Source organism: Cohnella faecalis (genome assembly GCF_003570905.1).
GTDB classification, from domain to species: Bacteria; Bacillota; Bacilli; order Paenibacillales; family Paenibacillaceae; genus Cohnella; species Cohnella faecalis.
Window position 1 is genome coordinate 1,649,943 of record NZ_QXJM01000039.1, and the last position, 24,156, is coordinate 1,674,098.

The following is a 24,156-nucleotide window of genomic DNA, read 5'->3' on the forward strand; positions in this document are numbered from 1 at the left end:
ATGTTAATAGGCTCGGCTCCGTGCACGGTATATGATCGGGATGTTTCACGATCAAATATCGAAAAAGCGGGAGATGAAACGGAAGATGAAAAGAGTTAAAAGGCAAGCAAGCCGGTTCCTGACGGGCTTGGCGGCGGCTGCGCTTGTCGCGACGGGCGTGCCCGGCGGTTCCTTGTTGTCCTTCGGTCAGGTTCATGCCGAGGCGACGGAGTCGTATCCGAATTTGTTAATTACCGAAATCGTGTTCAATTCGCCTAACACGGGGACGCCGGCAGCGGACGTTAATGCGTGGGAGTACGTCGAGCTGTACAACAACGGCGACACGCCGGTCGCATTAGGCAATTATTACATCTATCGGGAGAACTATAACAGCTCGACCAACTACAAGTGGTCTCTGCCGAGTGACAAAGTTTTACTGCCGGGCCAGACCATCGTAGCAAGGGGGACGACGGTCGGAGACAACGGATTATTGGCCGCTTTCAATACCGCATACGCATTGAATCCGGGCTTGAGCGAAGACCAGGTCGCCACGATGGATCAATCCGGCGGAGGCAATCTTCCCAATACCGGGACTTATACGGTGTCGGTCAAAAATGTCACGGACGATCAGACGGTCGTATCCGCCCGCTATAACGACAATGCCGTAAACTCTACGGAGAACGGCGATGACGGCAATAACAAGAGCGTCGTGTACAAATACGATCCGAGCGGCGGCACGGCGATGCTGAAGCTGGCGTCCAAGCAGACACCGACTCCGGGTACATTGGTAGCCGGGCAAATACCTCCGGTTGCTGTTCCGGAGCCAAGTCCGGAGCCGAGTCCGTCGCCGAGTGCGAGTCCGGATCCGGTACCGGCTGCCAAGCCGGCCATCACTTATGTGCCGTCCGTCTCCACGACGACCGCGAAGGATTTGGCCGTCTCGGCGCAGGTTAGCAGCGAGGCTGCTTTGACGTCGGTCGTCCTTCATTATAAAAAAGACGGCGACGCATCTTACGCATCGGCGCCGATGACGGTAGGAGCGGCGGTTGACGGTGTGTCGACGGCGACTGGCGTCATTCCGCAAGCTGTCATGACAGGAACGGGCAAGATTCAATATTATTTGGAAGCGGAGAATGCGGCAGGCATCGTTCGCAGCCCCGAGGCGGCCGATGCAGCCTACGAGCTGAACATTGAGCAAGCCGTTCCGGCTCCTTATCTGCTCATCACCGAAATCGTGTTCAACAGTCCGAACTATAACGGCGGTGACGTTAACGCTTGGGAATATGTCGAAGTGTACAATAACAGCGACAAGCCTATTCCTTTGCGGAACTATCGGATCAATTACGCGGATTTGACAGGCAAAACCGTCCGCACCTGGGAATTCAAGGACGACAAAACGATTATGCCCGGCAAGACGATGGTGCTTCGCGCCTATTCTTCCGACGCCAACGGAACGCTGGCCAAGTTCAACGAAATCTATAAATTATCGCCAGCGCTAACCGATTCCGACATTTCGGATTTCACCGGAGAAGGTAATCTGGAAAACGCGCCGGGCCGCATAGTATCGATCGTGACGAAGTCGGGAGAGACGATCGTGTCCGCTTCCTACAACGTAGCCGGCAGCAACGCGGACGATTTGAATAATACGTCTGTTACATACCGTCCGGACGAGAGCGGCGGACTTATGATGGTCAAGATCGGAAGCAAGGCGGCTCCGACGCCGGGCAAGCTTCTGGCCGGACAAGCTCCGGCGACGCCGGTTCAGCTTCCGGCAGATTTTCTGTCGCCCATCATCGAGCATAAGCAGTCGGTAGGCTCTACGTCCGTCAAGGAATTGAAGATTTCGGCCGACGTGACGGACGAAACGGCCGTTCAAGCGGTTAAGCTGTTTTACAAAACGGACAAAACGTCGGAATTTGCCTCCGTCTCCATGCAACTGGCTTCCGGCAACCGATATGAGGCAGTCGTTCCGGCAACCGTTCTAGACAATGTTGAGCACTTCTACTATTACTTCGAAGCGACGGACGGCTTTCATACGGTCTCTAATCCCGGCGCATCGAAGAAGCCGTACGACATTCGTGTTTTTAACTCCGTATCATCGGTTACGCCCGATCTCCTCATCACGGAGCTCGTACCGGATAACAAAGGCAGCGATGCCTACGAATACGTCGAGGTGTACAACAACACGAGCCGCACGGTTAACTTGAAAGACTATCAAATCGTCTACGAGTTTTTCCACGGCAGCACGATCCGTTGGGACATCGCGAACGATCTGCTGCTTCCTTCGAAGGAAACGGCTGTCGTATGGGTTCAATCCAATCTGAGCATGGGCAAGCCCGTTGCCGATTTTAACGCCCATTGGGGCGTCAATCTCCCCGACACGAAGGTAGCGCCGCTGTATGCGCTCGGAATGAGCAACAGCGACGAGGGAAGAATTCTGATCGCTCCGGATGCGGCAAATCCGGTCGATCACGCCCGCAACGCGATTTCGCAAGCGTGGTACAACGTCGGGGAAGACGAAGTGAACGACGATGGCGCCAGCGTCGTCTACGAATACCCGAAGGACGGCTCCAACAAAATGTACAAGCGTTCGGCGGGTATGCTCGCTACCCCCGGAGCGTTGATCGAAGGGCAAGTTCCGGAGACGCCGGTCCAAGTCGCCGACGATTCGGCCAAGCCGGTTATTTCGTATCAAGCTCCCGAAGGCGCAAGACTGCTCGATTCCATTACGCTTTCTGCGAACGTGACCGACAATAAAACCGTTCAACACGTAACTCTTATGTACAAGCGCAATATCGACAGCGAATACAGAGCTGCCAATATGATTCGTTCGAAGACCGATCCGAATCAATACGTGTCGGAAACGATTGCGAAGAAGTTCCTGTTGGGGGCTGCCTCAATGGACTATTACTTCGAAGCTTCCGACGGGCAGAACGTCGCAAGAACGACCGATAACGGAGCGGCCGTCTACCGAATGACATTCGATCAAAAGAGCGAACCGCTGTGGTTCGATATCCAGCCGGGAGCATTCCTGCGAGGAACGACGACCGTTCAAGGCAATTCGCAGGCTGCCGGACAAAATTTGAGCTTGAGCGTGGATGAGACGGTTCTTCCGTCGCAAAAATCTCCGCATGAAGACGCTATCCTTTCTTTCCGGGCCGATGACATGCAGTCCGCGTTCAAGAACGGCTTGATCGTCAACGGGGAACTGGCCGGCTTGCTGCCCGACGGCAAAAATCTGGATCCCAAATATGTCGTTCTCCCGAAAAGCTTATTGAAGCCGGGCGAGAACAAAATCCTGATCACGGCGGGCAACAGCATTTCCCCGACGGGAACGGAAGGGAATAACGACGATTATCGTATCGAGAACATTGAGATTACTCTCTGGAACGGCATGAAGCAGCCGATCGCATCGGCGCGGGGCAAGAAGCTGGATACGAACGCCTTCACGGACATTAACCCGGAAGAAAGGCAAAAGGTAGGAGACGGCTCGGGCTACTTCGAATATTTGGAGCTGACGATCGATCTGCCCGACAGCTTGTTCTACGGCGTATCGGCCAAGCTGGATACGACGAAGCTAGCGGACGGCGAGCATTCCTTCCGCCTAGCGACCGCAAGCGGAGCGTCGACCGTCGTCAATGCTATCGTCGATAATACGGCGCCCGTATTCGAGTCCTTCTCGATTGAGGAGGGCAAAGCGTACCGCGGAAAAATCGACTTTAACGCGACAACCAAGGACGAGGCCTCGGGAATTGCTTCGGTGACTGCAACGCTCGACGGAACGGCGATTTCCCTTCCGGCGCAAGCGAACGCCGTCGACTTGAAGCCGGGTGCTCACGTGTTCCTCGTGACCGTTAAGGACAAAGCAGGCAACGATGCGGTACGATCGGCAACGTTCACCATCGCCAACGAGTATCCGCTTCTTCCGTCGAATCCGTTGCCTGCTTTTGGAGCGACGGACGTGAATCGCAACGCGACGCTGAGCGTTAACGTAACGGATCCGAACGGCGATCCGATGGACGTAACGTTCCGTCAAGCATTTCGTTACGATTTCAATGAGCAATCGGACGTGAAGGGATACTCCAACGCAACCGATCGCGAGCCGCCGCTGGAGCTGACCCCGACTGGTGAAACGGCTTTCTCGGGCGAAGCGGTGACGCAAGTATCTCGGAAAGACGGAACGTACTTCGTTACCGACGCGGACGGTCTGTTCCCTTACCAGCGCTACGAATTCAAGCTTAACGAGAATCCGCAAGCGATAGCCGAAATCGAAGTCGTCTGGGAAGGCCACTCGCTGCCGGACCGCCAAGTGACGATGTATACTTGGAATTACAACACGGGCAAATGGGTGGCGGCCGCCTCCGGAATCGGCGACAAGGATTTCCAATTGAAGGCGAAAGTCAATGCGGGAGATATGGTGAGGAACAAGACGATCCACGTTCTTATCCAGGATCTCGTGCCTACAGCGGCCGATGGAGTGGATTTCACCTTCGCATGGGCGAGCGACACGCAATATTACGCCGATTCTTATCCGGAAATTTTCGAGAAGGAAATGAAATACATCGCGGACAAGAAGGACGAGAAGAAGATCGCTTACGCCATTCATACGGGAGATCTCGTCGACGACTGGGATCGTCCGGACGAATGGGCGGTTGCAAGCCGCAGCATGAGATTTCTTGAGGATGCGGGCATTCCTTACGGTGTTGTGACGGGCAACCATGACGTCAACCACGCCGAAGGAAACTACACGGAATACTGGAAATATTTTGGGCGCGACCGGTTCGAAAACCAACCGACATACGGAGACGATTTGAACAACAACCGCGACCATTTCGACCTCGTATCGGCCAAGGGACAAGATTTCCTGATCATGTATTTGGGATGGAACGTTCAGGAGGAGACGGTAAAATGGGCGAACGAGGTGCTGAAAAAGTATCCGAACCGCTACGTTATTATCGGCACGCATGAATACATCTCGCCGAGCGGCGATTATTCGGGTCAGGGCGAAAAAATCTGGAACGAGATCGTAGCTCCTAACGATAATGTCCAAATGGTTTTGTGCGGCCACTTGCACGGGGTCGCCTACAACGTGAAGCATGTCGGCGAGCGTACCGTCGTTGAAATGCTTGCCGATTACCAATCCGGCCCTCAAGGCGGACTAGGCTACATGCGGTTCCTTGAGTTCAATTTGGCCGAGGGCAAAATTCACGTAAGCACTTATTCGGCTTATTTGGACGATTCGAATTACTTCGAGGAGCCGGGCAAGGACGATTTCGATCTTCCTTACAAGACGCAAAATCCAAGCAAGCAAGTAGCAACCGATTATATCGGAGTGAACGTGTACGGAAGCTCCGTTATCGGAAGCAAGAAGGCGGTCGCCAGCGGCAAGACGGCAACGGTATCGTGGTCTTCGCTCGCCGCGAATACGACCTATTATTGGTACGCGACGGCCAAAGACGGCAACAGCGAAGGAACGGTATCGGACATTTGGAAGTTCAGCACGGGAACGAGCATTTCCGGTACGAACCCGGGTACAAATCCGGAAACGAATCCAGGAACGGGAACCGGGACGGACACCGGCTCCGGAACCGGCACAACCCCGACGACTCCGGGAGGAAGCGCCGTTGAAATTTCTCCGAAGGATATTCCGGAAAGCGGAAGCTCCGTGCTGCTGACTATCGAAAAAGGAACAACGACGATTGCCTTGTCCGCAGACGCGTTGGCGAAAATCGGCGACCGTCCGGTTACGCTGCAAGCGGACGGAGGCGCCGCCGTTACTCTTCCGGCCTCGGTCATTCAAGCTTTGAGCGGAACGTTGGCCGACGGAAGCCGGTTGACCGTGTCGCTGGGAAGCGTACCGCAGCCGATCGCGGGAGAGGCGGCGCAGAGCTACGGCGCCAAGCTGAAAGCCGGCATGACAATCGCCGGTTCTACGATCGATCTTGTTTTCGGCAAGCAGGATTCCTCCGGGAAGACGACCGCGATCGACGGAGCCGGCAAGCCCGTTTCCATCGAGCTGACAACAGGCGCGGTTCGTAACGACAGGCTGGCGGGCATTTACCGAATCGATGCCGACGGCAGCGCGCATTGGATCGGCGGCAGCTATTCGAACGGCAGCTACAAGGCGAACGTCGAGCAGGCCGGCATGTACGTCGTCATGGAATACAAGAAGCCGTACGACGATTTGGCGGAAGGCAACTGGGCTTACGATTACGTGCAGGAGCTTTCCTTCAAAGGCATCGTGAGCGGCGTCAGCGATTCCTCCTTCGGCTCCGACAAAGCGACGACGAGAGCGGAATTCATCGCCCTTATCGTCAGAGCTCTCGGAATGAAGAGCTCGTCGTCCGGCGGAACAAGCTTCAGGGACGTTCAGGCGGGAAGCTGGTACGAGGAAGCCGTGAAGGCGGCTGTGGAAGCGGGAATCGTGAGCGGCGTCAGCGAGACTAGCTTCGCTCCGGCCAAGACGATTACCCGCGAGCAGATGGCGGTCATGATCGTTCGCGCCCTCGAATACCGCAAAGGCTCGCTCGGCAATACGGGAAGCGGCGCTTCGTTCGCCGACGGCGACAAAATCAGCGATTGGGCGAAGGACTCGATCGGCAAAGCGTTCAATCTCGGCATTATTGCGGGCAAGGAAAACAACGCGTTCGATCCGGCCGTTTCGGCGAAACGCTCGGAAAGCGCGAAAGTTGTCTACATGCTGCTGCAGCAGCTCAACTGACGACCGACAGGCACTTCGAACGGGCAACAGGCGAAAGAGTCTTCGGGTCTTCCTCCAAGACTCTTTCGCTTTTCCCGTATTTAATAGGAGGATGGCTTCCCGATGAAAGTCGTCAGCTTCATAGCGGCGCTGCCGCTTCTGCTGCTTGCATCGCTTCTTCAAGCGCAACCCGCGCAGGCCCATCTGAATACGTTCGGCTATTCCGACATTCGGCTGGAAGGGAGCAAGCTCGTCTACGATCTTTATTTGGACCCGAGGGAAGTGTCGCAATGGATGGACCTTCGCTCCAACGGCGTATTCGTGCTGGAATCGAAGAAAGCCTTGGCTCCCGATGAAACGTCTTGGACGGAAGAGGATATTCGGCCGCTCGTGGCGGAGTCGCTCATTGTCAAAGGCGGGGAAACCGCCGTCGAGCCTTCCTCGATCGGCGATCTATCGATTTCCCGTCGCGGTGACGTACCTTACTTGCGAATGAAGCTGGTCTATGAGCTTCCCGCAACGGCAGCCGCTTACTCGATCGACTACGGTTTTTTTTACGAGGAAGACCCGGGCCATCAAAATTACGCGACGATTCGGGCGGGCGATTCTTCCAAGGATGTCGTGTTTACCAAGGATGACCATCAATTTGCCGCCTCGCTGGCGAACGCGGAGGAAAGCTTAATGGAAACGACGGTGTCGGTGCCGAATTGGCTCGCCACGCTGTGGGATTACTTGCAAGTTGGGATCGAGCATATATGGACGGGAACCGATCATTTGCTTTTCGTAGCGGCGCTCGTCCTCGTCAAGCAGCGCAAATGGGATTACTTGAAAGTACTGACGGCCTTCACGATAGGACACAGCATTACGATAGCGTTGGCCGCGCTCGATATATTCAATTTGCCGGCTTCCTTCGTCGAGCCTGTTATTGCGCTGAGCATCGCATACGTGGCCGTCGAGAACATCTGGATGAAGCAGGTCAAATGGCGCTGGATCGTCGCCCTTTCGTTCGGTTTGATTCACGGCTTCGGATTTGCCCAGGTGCTTCGCGGCGCGCTCGGAGACCGTTTCATCTTAACGCTGTTCTCCTTTAATCTCGGCGTCGAGATCGGGCAGCTCGCCGTGCTGGCGGTACTGCTTCCGCTGCTCATTTGGCTGGGACGCTACAAGGGCTACCAGTATGTTAATTACGCTGCCTCCGGGTTGATTGCGCTGATTGCGCTCTATTGGTTCGTAATCCGCATTTCCGGGTAGCCGTGCTCCGCGTTGCTGCTCACATCGAAATTTTCGTTCAAAAAAGGCGGCCAGACAAGAGGGACGTACAGAAGCAGTGCGATAAGCAGGTAATGAATACCTGCTATTCCGAACCCTATCGTCAATAATTGGATGGCCGGAAATAGCAGCAATGTAAAAGCCGCCCCGATCGACAGAGAGAAGCTGAAGCTCGCCGTCAGCCATCTCCGGAACAGGAAATAGCCAAGCAGGTTCAACGAGCAGAGAGCGAGCGGCAGCGCGGTCAAATATTGGCTTCCCGGAAGGGCAATCGTCGTCCATGCCGTGAGCACAGCCATGACGAGCAGAGCGCCGACGCTAATATCCAGGTACGTGAGCCCATGGACAAGCTTCCTCATTCGATAAAACACTTTGAACTTTTTTAGAATCCAGACGACAGCAGCGCTTAGAAGGGCAGCGACAGCCGTATACATGAGAAGGGCGGCGGACAATCCGTTGAATTCGTAGACGGCGATGCCAATCGAGTAAATAGTCCCGAACGTGAGAAGGAGAACCGCACAGCACGCGACGAACAGAGCCCATCGGACGCTCTTTCGCGGCTGTACGGTTTTCTTTTTTATCCCTATCGCCATGACCAGAGCGCCAAGCAGGAAAGCGATTGCTCCGAACGCATAGTTCCAGGAGACGGGATATTGAACGAGAACATGGCCGAACAAGTTGAAATAGACGCGGTTTCCTTCATTCCCGAGCGCCGACAAATCGGAAGAGCCCAGCGCCTTGGCCAGCGCTGCCGCATGCAGCCCGCTATTTTGCACGGTTGGAAGATGAACGTGCTGAAGATCGTCCTTTGCGGTGTGGTATACTTGCGCCCCTTCCATGTAAGCCAGATTCAGCCCGATTACACCGCCGCTTTGCTTGAACACGGTCATATCCGTATCGTGCGGCAGAATGCGGTACAAGTCCGCAAGAAAGGAAAAGGCGTAAGGATGATCGACATGCTCGTCGAACAACTGTATAGCCCGGCCGTTCGGCCCGATCGTCTCGAACAGAACAATCGGTCCCTTGTAGCCTCGGGCTTCCAGGTTAACGACGACTGCTATCCGGTCGGTCGAATGCTTCTTCACGTAAGCTTTAGCTCCATACAGCCCGGTCTCTTCGCCGTCGGTAAGAAGGAACGTAACCGGGTTTTTCAACGGCTTCTCCTGCTTGAGCAGCCGCATCGTTTCGAGGAGGACGCCGACGTTGACCGCATCGTCGTTCACGCCCGGCCCTTCTTCGACCGAATCGTAATGCGCCATGAGGACGATTTCCTTTCCGGCTTCGGTCCCCTCCAGCTTAGCGACGATATTGTGGATAGGCAGCTCTTTCTTCTCATGCGTAACGACGGAGCTTTCGACCTCGACCGGCACGTCCATTCCCCGAATCGTGTCGAGAATGTATGTTTTTGCTTGCTCGTGATAAGCCGTTCCGGGATGTCTCGGCTGCTGCGCGAACATCTGGAGATGCTCGTATACCCGTTCCGCCGAAAATTCCGCGGCGGGCGCGTCCTTGCGGGCGACCTTGACGGAAGGAGCGCTGGCCGTTACGGCAATCATGACGGCAAGGATAGACGCTGCGTAGGCGAGAATCGCCGTGCCCCGAAATTTTGTTTTTTTCTCCATGAAATTCATTGGTTCAATAAACCTCCTGCGCACTCGTCTTCATTTGCTCAACTCCATCATAAATCCGTTGTTCGAACAGAACGTTAACTCCTTTAAAAAGAAATAAACACCCCCATCGCAGACTCGTCGGCCGCAAGAAAGAGGTGCTAGCTTAGGTAATGGGATAACCGTCAGGAAGCCCGTCACATGTTCATGTTCCGATATTCCTGCGGAGTAAATCCGAAATGCTTTTTGAACAGCTTAATGAAGTAGTGGGGATTCTGATACCCGACCTCGATCGAAATTTCGTATATTTTTTTCGTGCTCGTCTTGAGCAGCAGCACGACCTTCTCCATCTTCAACCGGGCGATGTAATCGCTGATGTTCTCGCCGGTCTCGAGCTTGTAGAGGCGGGACAAATAGGCGGGATGCATGTTCAGAACGTCGGAAATCATCTGGACGGAGAGATCCCCGGACAGATGGGAAATGATGAATTTTTGAGCTTCCTTCACGGCGGACGCTCTGGCGCTGCGAGTCTCGTTCCGGGCGTTCCGGCGGAACGTGTCGAGCACGCTGACCGTCCACTCTCGCAGATGCTTGACCGTCCTTGCCGGCTGCAGCTCCTTGCCGAGTACGTACTCCGCACCGATGAGATCGGCGAGATTGCGTCCGCTTTTGTGGGCGATATAAGAGAAGGCCGAGAATATAGCGAAGAACGCTTCGGTCAATTGCTCCGAGGATTCGCTCCAATCCGTCTCCAGCTCGTTCATGACGGCGTGCAGCTTCGCGGACACGGCTTCCCAGTGACCGGCCTCCATAAGGTGGACGAATAGAGGAGGCTCGTACAAGGATACTAAAGTGCCGATCGCCGCCATCTCGCCTCGTCCGGCGATGTAGACGGGCAAATCCTTGTCGTCGCCGAACCTTCTTCCGAACAGGAGCAGCAGGTTGTTGTACATTTTCGTCACTTCGTCGGGGAAGCGTCCGGCTTGACCGGACAATACCGATATCGGCATTTTCAAAAATCGCTGCACGTTCATCTGGAATTGATTCGCCAGCCTGTTCAGATGCTCCAGCGAGGAGCCGTCGGAAGCGTCGCGAGGAATGAGAGCGAATGCCAAATATTCGTGGACGTCCCGGCAATACCAAGTGTCGAAGTGATCCTGGAACGTCTCTTTGGCCATATTGCCGATCGCGTATTCCATCAACGATATTTCGAACGAATTGTAGTCGCATAGCCGCTCTTTGAACCGAACGAGCATCATGAAGATGTCTTGGCCGATCCCGACGGGCAATTCCAGCAGCTTGAGCTGCTCTGCGAGCTTGGTTTCCGTCATTCGGGTTCCTTGAAGCAAGCTTTGCAGCAGCTCCGCCTGTATTCGCGGCAGGTGATGGCGCATGGCGGCCATCGCCCGGTTGTAATTGCTTTCGTTTTCCCGCTCGGTTCGGATGGTGTCAACGACGGCACTCAATTGACGGACGAGCTCCTTATCGTCGATCGGCTTGAGCATGTAGCCTTGAATATTATGTTTGATGGCGGCTTGAGCGTATTCGAAATCGGCATGAGCGGTCAGCAGCAAACATTTGATGTGCTTCCAATACAGAAAAATGCGGCGAGCGAGCTCAAGACCGTCCATCTCGGGCATGCGCACGTCGGTAATGACGATATCGATTTCGTGCATGTTCAGAAGGTTAAGCGCTTCCGCAGAGGAATACGCCTTGTGAACCGTATCGATGCCAATGGAATGCCAGGGAATCGTATCGGCAAGCGTATCCGCCACGTTCATCTCATCATCGACCAGCAGCAGCTGCATCATCATCGTCCTTTCCCGATTCGGTCGATTCGGCCGATTCTCCCGAGATCGAATCCTTCCAATAGATAGCGACTCTCAGCCCTCCGAGCGGCGAGCGGGAAAATTGCAGTCCCGCCTCCGTGCCGAACTGGTAGCGCAACCTTTGATGGACGTTCCACAGTCCGAATCCTTCGCCTTCCTCGACGGGCCGCTCGACCTTCGTCCGAAGCTTGCGAATTGTCTCGTCGGAAATATCGGCGCCGTTATCGTCTACGATAATGAGGCATTCGCCGCCTTTTTGCCGCCCGCTCATCTCGATAATGCCGTATCGCCCGGATTTTTCGACGGTATGAATCATCGTATTTTCGATAACCGGTTGAATGAACAGCCGCGGCACCCGCAGCCGGTACATGCTCTCCGGAACTTCTATTTCGTAATGAAACCGTTCCAGCCGCAAATTTTGAATGACCAAGTAGTTGTCGATCAACTCGAGCTCTTCCCGCAAAGTCGTCATCGTATGCTCCAGCTTGGTGACGTACCGATAATACGACGCCAGATTCAGAATCATCCTCGTGGCGGCTTCCTTATCGTCGACGGCTATCATGTTCTTAATGAAGAACATGCTGTTGGACAAGAAGTGGGGATTGATTTGCGCCTGAAGATGCTTCAGCTGCGCATCGCGGAATCGGATGTTTTCCGCGTGGACCGTCTCCACCAGCCGTTGAATTTCTTCGGACATCTGATTGAATTTAAGAAACAAATAGTCGAATTCGTTTCTCGGCTTGTATCGGATCCGGAAGGCGTATTCTCCCGTCTGAATCTTCTTGATTCCGCGCAGCAGCATCGTAATCGGCAATTGCACTTGCCGGAAGAGAAAAACGGCGGCGAGCAATCCGATCAGAAGCATGAGCAGCAAGGACGCATAGAAGAGATTGCGGCTCGTCGTAATTGGCTCCAGCACCTGCTTCAAGGGAGAGTAATTGACGGCGTACCATCCCAAGCTTTCCGAGTATACGATATTGACCATGTACGAGTCGTTGCCGACGCGAACGACCCGGTACCCTGGTTCGTCGGGAGGCTCCTTGTCCAGGGAGGCCGCGATCAAGCCAAGCGGTGTCGATTGCGCACCGAGGTCATGGTCGTAGATCGGCTCGAAGCCTTTCTTATAGAAGAAGGTATTGCCTATTTCGTCCGCCGAATAATCGCGCAGCATCGAGACGAGGTTGACCTCCGAGAAACGGACTTCGACAATAGTCTCCGCATCCTTAATGCTTCGTTTAACGAGAAGGGGGCTCCACAGCAGTTTGGCGAACTCTTTCCGATCGTCGAGGTACACCCAGCTGCCCGAAGGCTGCCTGCTCATTCGAGCCAAGTAGGCTTCGTCGTAAATGCCGTAATAATCGCTAGATATTGCCTGCTTGATTGCCGGATAATAAATCGTCAGCCGGTTCGGCCAACTGCTCGTGGCGCTGAGCACGCTCATTTTGCGGATGAAATCCTCCTGCTTTTGCAGCCGCTCGTAAGCTCCGGGGCCGCTCCCTGCGCTGCCCATCGTTCCGACGCCCGGGTCGCGGCCAAGGACGATGGACATGACAGACAGCTGATTGACGGTGTTGTCGAGCTGGGCTCCAAAAAAAGAAAGGCGCTTCAACGCTTTCTCTTGAAGCTCCTTCTTGATGACCTGGACCGATATTTGATTCGTATAGCCGAAAATAAGACCGATCGGGAGCAGCACGATAATGATCAACAGGACGGTTTTGCTGAACGTGTTCCAACCGTTGAGCATGGCCCATTCTCCTTATCCTTTGACGGCTCCCGCCGACAAACCGCTTACGACGTATTTCTGGGTGAGCATAGCGATAACGATGACCGGCAACGTAATGATACAGGCAGCCGCCATGAGAGCGCCCAGTTAATGGACGTATTCGACATGAAGTTATAGATGGCAAGCGGCAGCGTTTTCGTTTTTTCGCCGGACAGCACCAGAGAGAACATGAAGTTGTTCCACGAAAAAATGAATGCGAGCAGCGAAGAGGTGACGATACCCGGCAAAGCGACCGGAAGCACCATTTGGTAGAAGGTGCGCACCTTCGAGCAGCCGTCGATCCACGACGATTCTTCCACTTCCTTCGGGAAATCCTCGAAGAACGGAATCATGACCCACATAATGAACGGCAAGCCGATGACCATATGCGCCAGAATCATGCCTCCGAACGAGTCGATCAAGTGGACTTTGTTGAACAGAATGTACCAAGGGACGAGATAGGTGATGCCCGGTATAATTTTGGCGACGAGAATCGTCAGGGCAAAATAAGGCATCTTGTATTTCGCGATTCCATAGGCGGCCGGCAAGCCCAGTATGAGGGAGCCGATCGTCGATAGAGTGGCGATGACGAGCGTATTCCAGATGAATTTCATGTAATCGTACTCCTGGAACACGGCTGCGAAATTGTCGAAGGTCGGTTTGAAGACGAACATGTAATCCGGCGAAAGCACTTGAAGCTGCGTCTTGAACGAAGCGAGAAGCATCCACGCGAACGGGAAGAGGAACAGCAGCAGGATGACGACGGTCAAGCCGGTATAGCCAGTTTTTGCGAGTTTGGACGTTCTCATACGCGTTCCTCCTGCCTTTTGCGAATAGAAGTGAGCAACAGAATGACGGCAAGAATAAGTAGGAAGAAGATGACCAGCAGCGCGGACGCGGAGCCGAGCTTGAAGTTCTGGAACGCCAGATCGTACACGAGAATGTTAAGCGTCTGCGAAGCGAAGTTCGGACCGCCTTGCGTCGTTGCGTAAATCGTGTCGAACGTTTTGAGCAGGTCGATAATGCGAAGCGTGACGGCGGTAATGATCGTCGGCGTCAGAAGCGGCAGCGTAATGTGGCGAAGCTTTTGCCAGGCGCTTGCGCCGTCCACGTCGGCCGATTCGTACGGATCGGTCGGCAAGGACGCGAGGCCGGCGATAACGATAAGGGCGATGAACGGAGTCCATTCCCACACATCGATGGCGATAAGGGACGGGAGCACCTGCGTGACCGAACCGAGCCATTCTTGCGTTTCGAAGCCGAGAGCTTTCAACGCCTGGTTGGCAAAGCCGATGGAAGGTTCGTAGATGAGCAGCCATACGAGGGCGATCGACACGGGCGTTGCAACCATGGGAAGCATCATGACCGTCTTCACGATCCGGCCGCCTTTGAATTTGCGCGAGAACAGAATGGCGATTCCGACGCCAAGCACCGTTTCGAGCACGATGCTGACGGACGTATGGTAGAAGGTAACTTTCAACGCGTTCCAGAACCGATGGTCTTGGAACAGCGCAACGTAATTATCGAGCCCGACCCATTTGGGAGGCGTGACCGCGGACATGCTCCATTCGAAGAAGCTAAGCCTTCCGGTATAGATGAGAGGGTAAGCGACCATCAAGACGATGAACAGGACAGCCGGTAACGTAAAAACCCACTTGAGATGACGGTCGATCCAGTTGATGAACATGGTTCCGACTCCTTTCCGATCCGAATCTATGAGGTCCTGAGCGAACGAAGGGGCAAACCGGCGCGACCCGGCTTGCCCGCGTTCGATTCTTTTTATTTTTTGTTATCGCTGTCGATGATCGCTTGCAGTTCTTTGTTGGCGGTCTCTGCGGCTGCGTTAATATCTTCGCCGAGCATCGCTTTGACGACGACGCTGCCGACGGCATCGCGAGCTTCCGTTACGCTCATCACTTGAGGCACGCTGTGATCGACGCCGATGCTCATCGTCGTTTTGATAGCCGCGGCTAGATCGGCAGGGAATTTCTCAATGCCGTTTGGAGAGGCCCAGACGGAATCGCGTGCGCCCGGTACGCCGCTTTGTTGAATGCGAAGGACGTTCTCTTTGTTCGTGGACCATTCCATGAACGCCCATGCGGCGTCTTTCTTCTCCGATTTCGGATTCATGGCGAGCGCCCAAGCCGCGATGGCGTAAGGCTTCTGACCGGCCGATCCAGCAGGGAACGGAGCGAAGCCGACTTTGTCCGCGACGAGAGATTTCTCCGGATCGGTCGTATTGTTGTATAGGGCGGAAGCGTCCACGTAGAACGCCGCTTTTCCTTGAGCGAACAGCGCGGCGGCTTGCGGCCAGCCCATATTCAGAGCGCCCTTCGGACCGTAGTTTTTCAGCAGATTGGCGTACATTCCAAGACCGCGGATCGCTTCCGGCGTATTGATCGCCGCTTTGCCGTCTACGATGAAGTCTCCTCCCTCCGAATAGATGAACGAGGCAGCCGCCGATACGAGCGCGTTGCGTTGCCCGCGGGAGACGAAGCCGTAGAAGTCTTTGGAAGGATCGTTCAATTTTTTGACCGCCGCTTCGAATTCCGTCAGCGTCTTAGGTACCGGTATGTTGTTTTGTTCCAGCAGGTCCTTGCGGTAGTACATGACGAATTGGTCCGTCCACAGAGGAATCGACATCAGCTTGCCGTTCACCATGCTGCCGTCGACGGAAGCTTTGGAGAAGTCGTCGAAAGTGTAACCGGCGTCTTTGGTTACGTAGCCGTCCAGAGGCTCCGTCCAGCCGTTTTTGTCATAGAGCAGCTTTTCCATGAAAGGTCGGTAGGTGAAGACGTCCGGCGTTTGAGCTCCCGAAGTGAATTGAACGGCCAGCTTCTGCTGAAGCTGCTCCTCCGGGAACACCTGCAGGTCGACCTTGATGCCGGTTGCGCTCTCGAATTCGCCGAGCGAAGCTTTCATGCCGTCCGTCCAAGGGTGAGCAAGAGCGAAGACCGTCAATTTCTGTCCGGCGAACGGCTTGTCCGCCGACGGCTCGGCTTTGTTGCCGTTGCTTTGTCCGCATGCCGACAATCCGAGAGCGACGACGAGCGTCGAAGCGACGATACCGCTTTTTTTGAGTTTCATGATGTTCTGACCCCTTCCGGCTGCTGTTTGTAATTGTTTACGTTTTCATTGTAGAACGCAGAGGGGTTCGAACCCATAGCAAAGATTCAAGCATTATATATCAAAATTTAATCGGACTCGATTTGCGAATGGAAGGAGCGCAGCTTCGGGGAGCCTCATTCGGTCGTTAGTATTTCCTTGCGCGGCGAAATCGTTTCGGCTTCCAAATGGAATGGCGTTCAAATGTGGCATTACCATGAAAACCCTTGTACTGTAAGGGTTTTCTGTGTGTATTTCAGTCTCCTTTCAATTGACAGAAACGGATGCGGTGACTATAATTTTAGAAGTCTTCAGTGATAATAATAATCAATTGCACAATTTTGCATACAATTTGAAAATAGCTTAAGCGCGCCGGACTTTGAGGGAGATGATGGTATGAAACAAACAAGCCGCAGAACCGCTTCCGCGATTCTGTTGGCAGTCTGCGTCGTTCTCTTGACGGGGACGCTTTTCTTTTTTGGCCCGCCTTCGACTTCCGCGGCCGAGAATGACGAGAATATTTCCGCAGTTCTGATTCACTCCGAGCAGCTTCAGGTGTCTTTGGAGTCGGGACAACTAGAGCAAGCGGCGGAAGCTTTCGCTCCCATTAAGAAATGGTGGAACGCGAACAAGCAAGCGGTGAAAAAGAATTCGCTGGATATGTCGTCCGAAATCGATCGCCAGATCGCCGCCATTTCACTGTCTCTACTTACGGAAGACGGAGCACAGGCGTTGGAGCAAGCCGGTACGTTGCGGTTTTCTCTCATTAATTATCGAGACGGAGCTTATTTGGACAATAGCGGAAAGCAGGGAATGACTCTCGGCGTCTATGTAATGAAGCTTCGGCAAGCCGGGAATCTGATGGATGCGGAAAAATGGTCCGAAGCCCGCGCGCAAGTCAAGCAATTGCAGCAGCAATGGTTGTCCGTCGAGGGAGATATCGTCAGCCAGTCCCAGACGGTGTACAACAACTCCGAGCGCGATCTCGTTCTGCTTGACGCTTATTTGTCCAGCGAGAGCAAGCGGACGCAAGCCAAGCCGATCGTCGACCGAATGATCGACTCTTTGACTCCTTTCATCGATGCGCAATATTCCTGGTGGGATGCCGCGCTGATTCCGATAAGGGAAGGGATCGAAGCGTTGCTTGTCGTTGGGGCTCTTCTGATGTATGCAAAAAAGGCCGATTCCAAGCCCGCCAGAAAGTGGGTTATCGGAGGATCGCTGTCGGGCGTCATCGTCTGCATAGCCGTCGGTTTCGCCGTCGCCGTCCTCTTTTCGTCAAGCGCATTCGGACACAATAACTCTCTCATTAACGGCTGGACGGGAGTGCTGGCCAGCGTCCTGCTGCTTTACGTCAGCTATTGGCTGCACCGGAACGCAGACACGAAGCGGTGGAAGCTGTTCATGGAGACGAAGAGCCGCCAGGCGCTTTCGGGCGGCAGAATGGTTTCGCTCGCCTTACTCGCCTTTTTCGCTATCGTTCGCGAGGGGCTTGAGACCGTCATTTTCCTGATCGGCATGGTTGGCAAGATGTCGGCCGGAGAGCTGTCGGGAGGCATCGCAGCGGGCTTCGGAGTACTCGCGCTGTGCGCAATCGTTATGGTCAAAGCGGGAACGAGGCTCCCTGTTCGGCCCGTATTTCTAGTATCCAGCGTTATCGTTTTCTATCTGTGCTTCAAGTTCATGGGATCGGGCATACATAGCCTCCAGATGGCAGGCTTGCTTCCTTCGACCGTCCATGATTATTTGCCGGAGTACGCCTCGGTCAGCCTGTACCCTTCGTGGTACAGCACCCTTCCGCAGCTTTTATTCGTTCTTGCCGCTCTTGCGGTAATCGTCTTGCAGAGAACGAAGGTCAAGCGACGGAGTACGATTCTATCGAATAATAAGGCGCCAGACGCCATTTAATGGAGGAACCTCTATCATGAAAAAACCACTCGTACTAGCCTATGCCTCGCTCGCAGCCTTGCTGATGCTCAGCGCCTGCGGCAAGGAGAACGACAATTCACCGGCTTCCGCATCCGCGTCCGCATCGGCGGCTCCGTCCGAAGGGGCGTCGTCGGATGACAAAGGCGCGATCCGGCAAGGGACGATCAAGCTGCAGGAAGAGACGACCAAACTGCAGGACGCGATCGAGAAGAAGGATGCCGACGAGGTCAAGCGGATCGGGAAATCGATCAACGACGCATGGCTGTCTTACGAGAACACGGTTCGCCAAATTTTCCCGTTGGAATATACGGACGTCGAGAAGTACGAAATGCCTATTTTCTCGGCATCGGCTTATGACAAAGTCGATTTTGACGCACTCAAAGTAACGGCGGCCAAGCTGCAAGAAGCTTTGACGAAGCTGCTTAACGCCAAGGAAACGACAGCAAATACTTCCGAGCTGTTGAACAAAGCCGTCGCCAACTACAAGGTTTACGTGGACGAGCAAGCGGCCAATCTCGCGAACCAGACGAAAGTGCTCGCCGCGGCGGTCAAATCGGGCAACATCGAGCAGGCGAAGCTGGAGTATGCCAAAGGACGCGTTTACTTCGAGAACATCGAACCGATTGCCGAAACGTTCGGCGATCTCGATCCGAAGATCGACGCCCGCCTCGCCGACGTAGAGAACGAAAGCGAGTGGACCGGCTATCACCGGATCGAGAAAGCTCTGTGGGTTGACAACAATCTTCAAGGTCAAGAGAAGTATGCGGATCAACTGATTTCGGATACGGAAGAGCTGCAAAAGCAAATTCAAGGGCTTAAGCTTGAGCCGAAAGCGATGGTAGCCGGCGCGATGGAGCTGCTCAACGAGGCGGCCACTTCCAAAATTACAGGCGAGGAAGAGCTCTATTCCCACTTGGATCTTATCGATCTAGCGGCGAACGTAGACGGCTCCAAGACGGTATATTTGGCCATTATTCCTGCGCTGAACGAGAAAAATCCGGAGCTGGGCAACCAATTGGACAAACAATTTTTGGCAATGGAGGAAACGCTGCGAGGTTTTCAAAAAAACGGCGTATTCGTGTTGTATAATGAGTTGACGACCGAGCAAATTCGTCAAATTAGCGATCAATTGAGCCAGTTGTCCAATTTAATGTCTCAGACCGCAAGTATCCTCTAGCAGCAGGGGGAAGATAGATGGATTCAAAAGAGAAGCAAGAAGGGCTGTCGCGGCGCGATTTTCTAAAAATGTCAGCGGCAGCCGGAGTAGGCATCGCCATTGGAGCCAGCGGATTAGGCGCTATCATGGGGACGGGAAAATCCTCCTCCACGAAGACGGCGGCGAACGCGGCCGATGCGGATAAGGGAGATTCCATCCCGATGTACGGGGAGCATCAGGCCGGAATTATTACTCCGCAGCAAACCTACATGTATATCGCGAGCTTCCGGATTACGGCCGGCGACAAGGCGAACGTCGTACGTTTGTTTCGCGATTGGACGAAGTTCAGCGATTTAAGTACGTCAGGCGGCACTATGAAGACGGGAGACAATCCGATGCTTCCGCCGAGCGATACGGGCGAGACGCTGGATTTGCCGGCCTCCAGCCTGACCGTAACGTTTGGGTTCGGGCCGACTTTTTTTAGCGATGCGGGCAAAGATCGGTTCGGCATCTCTCATCTCGCTCCGCGCTACTTGAAGGATATTCCCCGCATGGCCCGTGAAAACATCGATGCCTCCATTTCCGGGGGGACGTGTGCGTTCAGGTGTGCGCGGAAGATCAGCAAGTCGCGTTCCATGCGGTTCGCAATTTCATTCGTCTTTCCACCGGCTATGCCACGTTGAAATGGATGCAGGAAGGTTTTATCAGCGCGACTCCGGGCAAGACTCCCCGCAATTTATTCGGATTCAAGGACGGCACGGCTAACGGGCTGCACGACTCCGCATCCGGCTACGACGATGTGGTATGGGCGGGCAAAGACGAACCGGCTTGGCTTCAAGGCGGCTCTTATATGGCTTATCGAAAAATACGCATGCTGCTCGAGATGTGGGATAGAACCTCGCTTACCGATCAGGAAGCGACTTTCGGACGATTCAAAGAGTCGGGTGCCGCGTTCGGAGCCAAGGGCGAGTTCGACACGGTCGATTCATCCAAGCTGCCTGACACCTCCCATGTGCTTTTGGCCAAGGAGTCCAAGCAATCTATTCATCGGAGAGCTTATTCCTACACCGACGGCGTAGACCCGCGCACCGGAAACGTCGACGCCGGCCTGTTGTTCATCAGCTATCAGAAAAACCCGGAAGAGCAGTTTATTCCGATGCTGCGCCTTATGCAGAATAAGGATAAGCTCAACGAGTACACAATGCATGTCGCCAGCGCGTTATTCGCCTGTCCGCGAGGACTCCGGGAAGGTCAATACATCGGACAGAATATACTAGAGGGCTAGAATTCGATAGGGTTGGACGGGAGCGTTCCCGTTCAACCTTTTTTTTGTATATAACCATTCGAGTAAACGCACTCTAGAACGGAATACATTTAAGCGAAAAGGCATGGTTGGCTAACGATGATCAAATCCGGTTTATTGAGCGAACCGAAGCATAGAAAGCTGTTGTTCAGCGCCGGACTTAGCTGGTTGTTCGATGCGATGGACGTCGGAATGGTCTCATTCATCGTTGCCGTTCTTGCCGTCGAGTGGCAGCTCGAATCGCAGCAAATCGGCCTGCTGACAGCGATCAATTCGGTTGGAATGGCCGTCGGAGCGGCGGTGGCAGGCTCGCTTGCCGATCGTTATGGCCGTCGAAGCATTCTGCTAGCGACGCTGCTCCTATTTTCCGCAGCAAGCGGATTGTCGGCGTTGGCCGCCGGCTTCGCCGTTCTATGCACGCTTCGCTTTGTGGCGGGCTTCGGTCTTGGCGGGGAGCTTCCAGTCGCCTCGACTCTCGTCTCCGAGTCCGTTCCGCCCAATGACAGGGGGAGAGCGGTCGTTCTGCTCGAAAGCTTTTGGGCGGGAGGATGGATCGTCTCCGCACTTATCTCCTACTTTGTCATCCCGCATTTCGGCTGGAGAATGGCGTTTGCGATAGGCGCGCTGCCGGCCGTCTACGCCATCTACTTGCGAACCTCGATCGAGGATTCTCCCAGCTACGCTCGCTTGCGAAGCGATAAGCTGTCTTTCGGAGACCGCTTAGCTTCCCTATGGTCGAAGAAATACCGCCTTTCCACCTTTACGCTCTGGATTTTGTGGTTTACCGTCGTTTTCTCCTATTATGGGATGTTTCTCTGGCTTCCGTCCGTTATGATGCTGAAAGGCTTCAGTCTCGTGAAAAGCTTTCAATACGTCTTGATCATTACGTTGGCGCAGCTGCCGGGCTACTTCACGGCGGCATTTCTTATTGAGAAAGTCGGGCGCAAATTCGTGCTGGTTTCCTATTTGCTTCTGACGGCGGCAAGCGCGGTATGGTTCGGCAGGTCGGAAACCGAAGGAATGCTGATCGCGGCGGGAATTTGCTTGTCGTTTTTTAATCTTGGCGCTTGGGGCGGGATGTACGCCTATACGCCGGAGCTGTACTCGACGGCGATCCGCTCGACAGGAGTCGGGTTCGCGGCGGCGTTCGGCCGGATCGGAGGCGTAATCGGTCCATACCTCGTAGGCTTGTTAGTAGGGCTGAATATTCCGATTGCTACGATATTCCTGGTGTTCTTCATTGCTATTGTCATTGGGGCTTTGGTTGTACTGTTCTTCGGTCAAGAGACCAAGGGGATCGATCCGGATCGGTCTGCAATAGAAGACGGACTAACGGAGATTAAGAATGAGTAGCGAGTAATGAATAGAGAGTAACGAATAGCGGAGTAGCATATGGAATATTTTGGACTATTGCAATTGGCTTGCTGTCCATGCTATATTCTAATTCCGGCCCGCTGATTCAATAGCCGGACGGTGAGTAACTCTCTTGAAAATCATACTCGAATGAAATCGAATAAAATCGAAAGAATTCGAAAATGGTAAAAATTGAGGGTTGCAAGAGAAATGAAAATGCGATATGATGTAATTCCTGCGCCGGAAACGGAGCAGACAAGCTAGACAACAAAGCGAGGCTGAGAAGCCAAGCGATTGCTCCTTGAAAACTGAACATCGAGCGTAATACGGATCCCTGAAGACAAGGCTTAGGCCGAGTCGGAAGGACCAAAAAGTAAGACCAGCTTTGAAAGAGCCATCGAGGTTCTTCAATAAAGTGTAACACTTTAATGGAGAGTTTGATCCTGGCTCAGGACGAACGCTGGCGGCGTGCCTAATACATGCAAGTCGAGCGGATCTTGGAGGGAGCTTGCTCCCGATAAGGTTAGCGGCGGACGGGTGAGTAACACGTAGGCAACCTGCCCCTAAGACTGGGATAACATTCGGAAACGAATGCTAAGACCGGATACGCAAGTCTGTCGCATGACGGGCTTGGGAAACACGGAGCAATCTGTGGTTTAGGGATGGGCCTGCGGCGCATTAGCTAGTTGGTGGGGTAACGGCTCACCAAGGCGACGATGCGTAGCCGACCTGAGAGGGTGAACGGCCACACTGGGACTGAGACACGGCCCAGACTCCTACGGGAGGCAGCAGTAGGGAATCTTCCACAATGGGCGCAAGCCTGATGGAGCAACGCCGCGTGAGTGAGGAAGGCTTTCGGGTCGTAAAGCTCTGTTGCCAGGGAAGAATAAGGGTGTGTTAACTGCACATTCGATGACGGTACCTGAGAAGAAAGCCCCGGCTAACTACGTGCCAGCAGCCGCGGTAATACGTAGGGGGCAAGCGTTGTCCGGAATTATTGGGCGTAAAGCGCGCGCAGGCGGTCTTTTAAGTCTGGTGTCTAAGTGCGGGGCTCAACCCCGTGATGCACTGGAAACTGGGAGACTTGAGTGCAGAAGAGGAGAGCGGAATTCCACGTGTAGCGGTGAAATGCGTAGAGATGTGGAGGAACACCAGTGGCGAAGGCGGCTCTCTGGACTGTAACTGACGCTGAGGCGCGAAAGCGTGGGGAGCAAACAGGATTAGATACCCTGGTAGTCCACGCCGTAAACGATGAGTGCTAGGTGTTGGGGGGTCCACCCCTCGGTGCCGAAGTTAACACATTAAGCACTCCGCCTGGGGAGTACGGTCGCAAGACTGAAACTCAAAGGAATTGACGGGGACCCGCACAAGCAGTGGAGTATGTGGTTTAATTCGAAGCAACGCGAAGAACCTTACCAGGTCTTGACATCCCTCTGACCGGTACAGAGATGTACCTTTCCTTCGGGACAGAGGAGACAGGTGGTGCATGGTTGTCGTCAGCTCGTGTCGTGAGATGTTGGGTTAAGTCCCGCAACGAGCGCAACCCTTGAACTTAGTTGCCAGCACGTTAAGGTGGGCACTCTAGGTTGACTGCCGGTGACAAACCGGAGGAAGGCGGGGATGACGTCAAATCATCATGCCCCTTATGACCTGGGCTACACACGTACTACAATGGCCGGTACAACGGGCTGCGAAGGAGCGATCCGGAGCCAATCCCAGCAAAGCCGGTCTCAGTTCGGATTGTAGGCTGCAACTCGCCTGCATGAAGTCGGAATTGCTAGTAATCGCGGATCAGCATGCCGCGGTGAATACGTTCCCGGGTCTTGTACACACCGCCCGTCACACCACGAGAGTTTACAACACCCGAAGTCGGTGGGGTAACCCGCAAGGGAGCCAGCCGCCGAAGGTGGGGTAGATGATTGGGGTGAAGTCGTAACAAGGTAGCCGTATCGGAAGGTGCGGCTGGATCACCTCCTTTCTAAGGAGCCCGCAAGGGCTAACAAAGTCCACAGCTCGCGTCAGCGAGGTGGCAATCCGTATTGCGCTCGAGTTCAGTTTTGAAGGATCAATTCCTTCAATTAGGTATCATCTTGTACCTTGAAAACCGGATAGCGAAAACGAAATGCGCGAAAGACATCATTCGCCTTACTTGCTGTTGGTTTGC

At 54.2% G+C, this 24,156-nt stretch carries 11 protein-coding genes, 1 rRNA gene and 1 pseudogene; 7 read left to right on the forward strand and 6 right to left on the reverse strand.

All coding sequences use genetic code 11. The features are described 5' to 3' along the window. The first annotated feature begins 85 nt into the window (after window positions 1-85). Together D3H35_RS20600 and D3H35_RS20605 are read left to right on the forward strand one after the other, a co-directional pair. On the forward strand, window positions 86-6,700 hold the full coding sequence (locus D3H35_RS20600) for a lamin tail domain-containing protein (RefSeq protein ID WP_158594207.1): 6,615 nt from the start codon (window positions 86-88) through the stop codon (window positions 6,698-6,700). Window positions 6,701-6,802: 102 nt separating this feature from the next. Continuing rightward, on the forward strand, window positions 6,803-7,930 hold the full coding sequence (locus D3H35_RS20605) for a HupE/UreJ family protein (protein WP_119151025.1): 1,128 nt from the start codon (window positions 6,803-6,805) through the stop codon (window positions 7,928-7,930). Here D3H35_RS20605 and D3H35_RS20610 read toward each other — a convergent pair. The 6 genes from D3H35_RS20610 to D3H35_RS20635 all read right to left on the reverse strand — a co-directional run bounded on the left by D3H35_RS20610 (window position 7,900) and on the right by D3H35_RS20635 (window position 16,233). After that, entirely contained in the window at window positions 7,900-9,579 is a 1,680-nt protein-coding gene (locus tag D3H35_RS20610) for a M28 family peptidase (RefSeq protein ID WP_119151026.1), read from the reverse strand. The two genes, D3H35_RS20605 and D3H35_RS20610, sit on opposite strands and share 31 nt — an antisense overlap. Window positions 9,580-9,752: 173 nt before the next feature. Continuing rightward, entirely contained in the window at window positions 9,753-11,369 is a 1,617-nt protein-coding gene (locus D3H35_RS20615; RefSeq protein ID WP_119151027.1) for a response regulator, read from the reverse strand. Next, window positions 11,341-13,128, reverse strand: coding sequence for a sensor histidine kinase (locus tag D3H35_RS20620; protein WP_119151028.1), 1,788 nt, complete (start codon window positions 13,126-13,128; stop codon window positions 11,341-11,343). The genes D3H35_RS20615 and D3H35_RS20620 overlap by 29 nt, the downstream gene beginning before the upstream one ends. A 44-nt stretch (window positions 13,129-13,172) precedes the next feature. Continuing rightward, complete coding sequence (locus D3H35_RS20625; protein ID WP_325050116.1) at window positions 13,173-13,955, reverse strand: carbohydrate ABC transporter permease; 783 nt, start codon at window positions 13,953-13,955, stop codon at window positions 13,173-13,175. Beyond that, a complete protein-coding gene (locus D3H35_RS20630) occupies window positions 13,952-14,833 on the reverse strand; it encodes a carbohydrate ABC transporter permease (protein ID WP_119151029.1) in 882 nt (293 codons plus the stop codon). The genes D3H35_RS20625 and D3H35_RS20630 overlap by 4 nt, the downstream gene beginning before the upstream one ends. A 92-nt stretch (window positions 14,834-14,925) precedes the next feature. After that, window positions 14,926-16,233, reverse strand: coding sequence for an ABC transporter substrate-binding protein (locus D3H35_RS20635; RefSeq protein WP_119151030.1), 1,308 nt, complete (start codon window positions 16,231-16,233; stop codon window positions 14,926-14,928). A gap of 414 nt (window positions 16,234-16,647) precedes the next feature. Here D3H35_RS20635 and D3H35_RS20640 point away from each other — a divergent pair, with 414 nt between their 5' ends. The 5 genes and pseudogenes from D3H35_RS20640 (at window position 16,648) to D3H35_RS20660 (ending at window position 23,970) form a co-directional block, all read left to right on the forward strand. Then, the gene (locus tag D3H35_RS20640) at window positions 16,648-18,159 is read left to right on the forward strand and encodes an FTR1 family iron permease (RefSeq protein WP_119151031.1); all 1,512 of its coding nucleotides are present in this window, start codon (window positions 16,648-16,650) and stop codon (window positions 18,157-18,159) included. 16 nt (window positions 18,160-18,175) lie between these two features. Next, window positions 18,176-19,357, forward strand: coding sequence for an iron uptake system protein EfeO (gene efeO, locus D3H35_RS20645; RefSeq protein WP_119151032.1), 1,182 nt, complete (start codon window positions 18,176-18,178; stop codon window positions 19,355-19,357). Window positions 19,358-19,374: 17 nt separating this feature from the next. Next, window positions 19,375-20,621, forward strand: a pseudogene (gene efeB / locus D3H35_RS20650) (iron uptake transporter deferrochelatase/peroxidase subunit). A gap of 117 nt (window positions 20,622-20,738) precedes the next feature. Further along, on the forward strand, window positions 20,739-21,992 hold the full coding sequence (locus D3H35_RS20655) for an MFS transporter (protein WP_119151033.1): 1,254 nt from the start codon (window positions 20,739-20,741) through the stop codon (window positions 21,990-21,992). A 425-nt stretch (window positions 21,993-22,417) separates the two neighbouring features. After that, window positions 22,418-23,970, forward strand: a 16S ribosomal RNA gene (locus tag D3H35_RS20660). The last annotated feature ends 186 nt before the right edge of the window (window positions 23,971-24,156 follow it).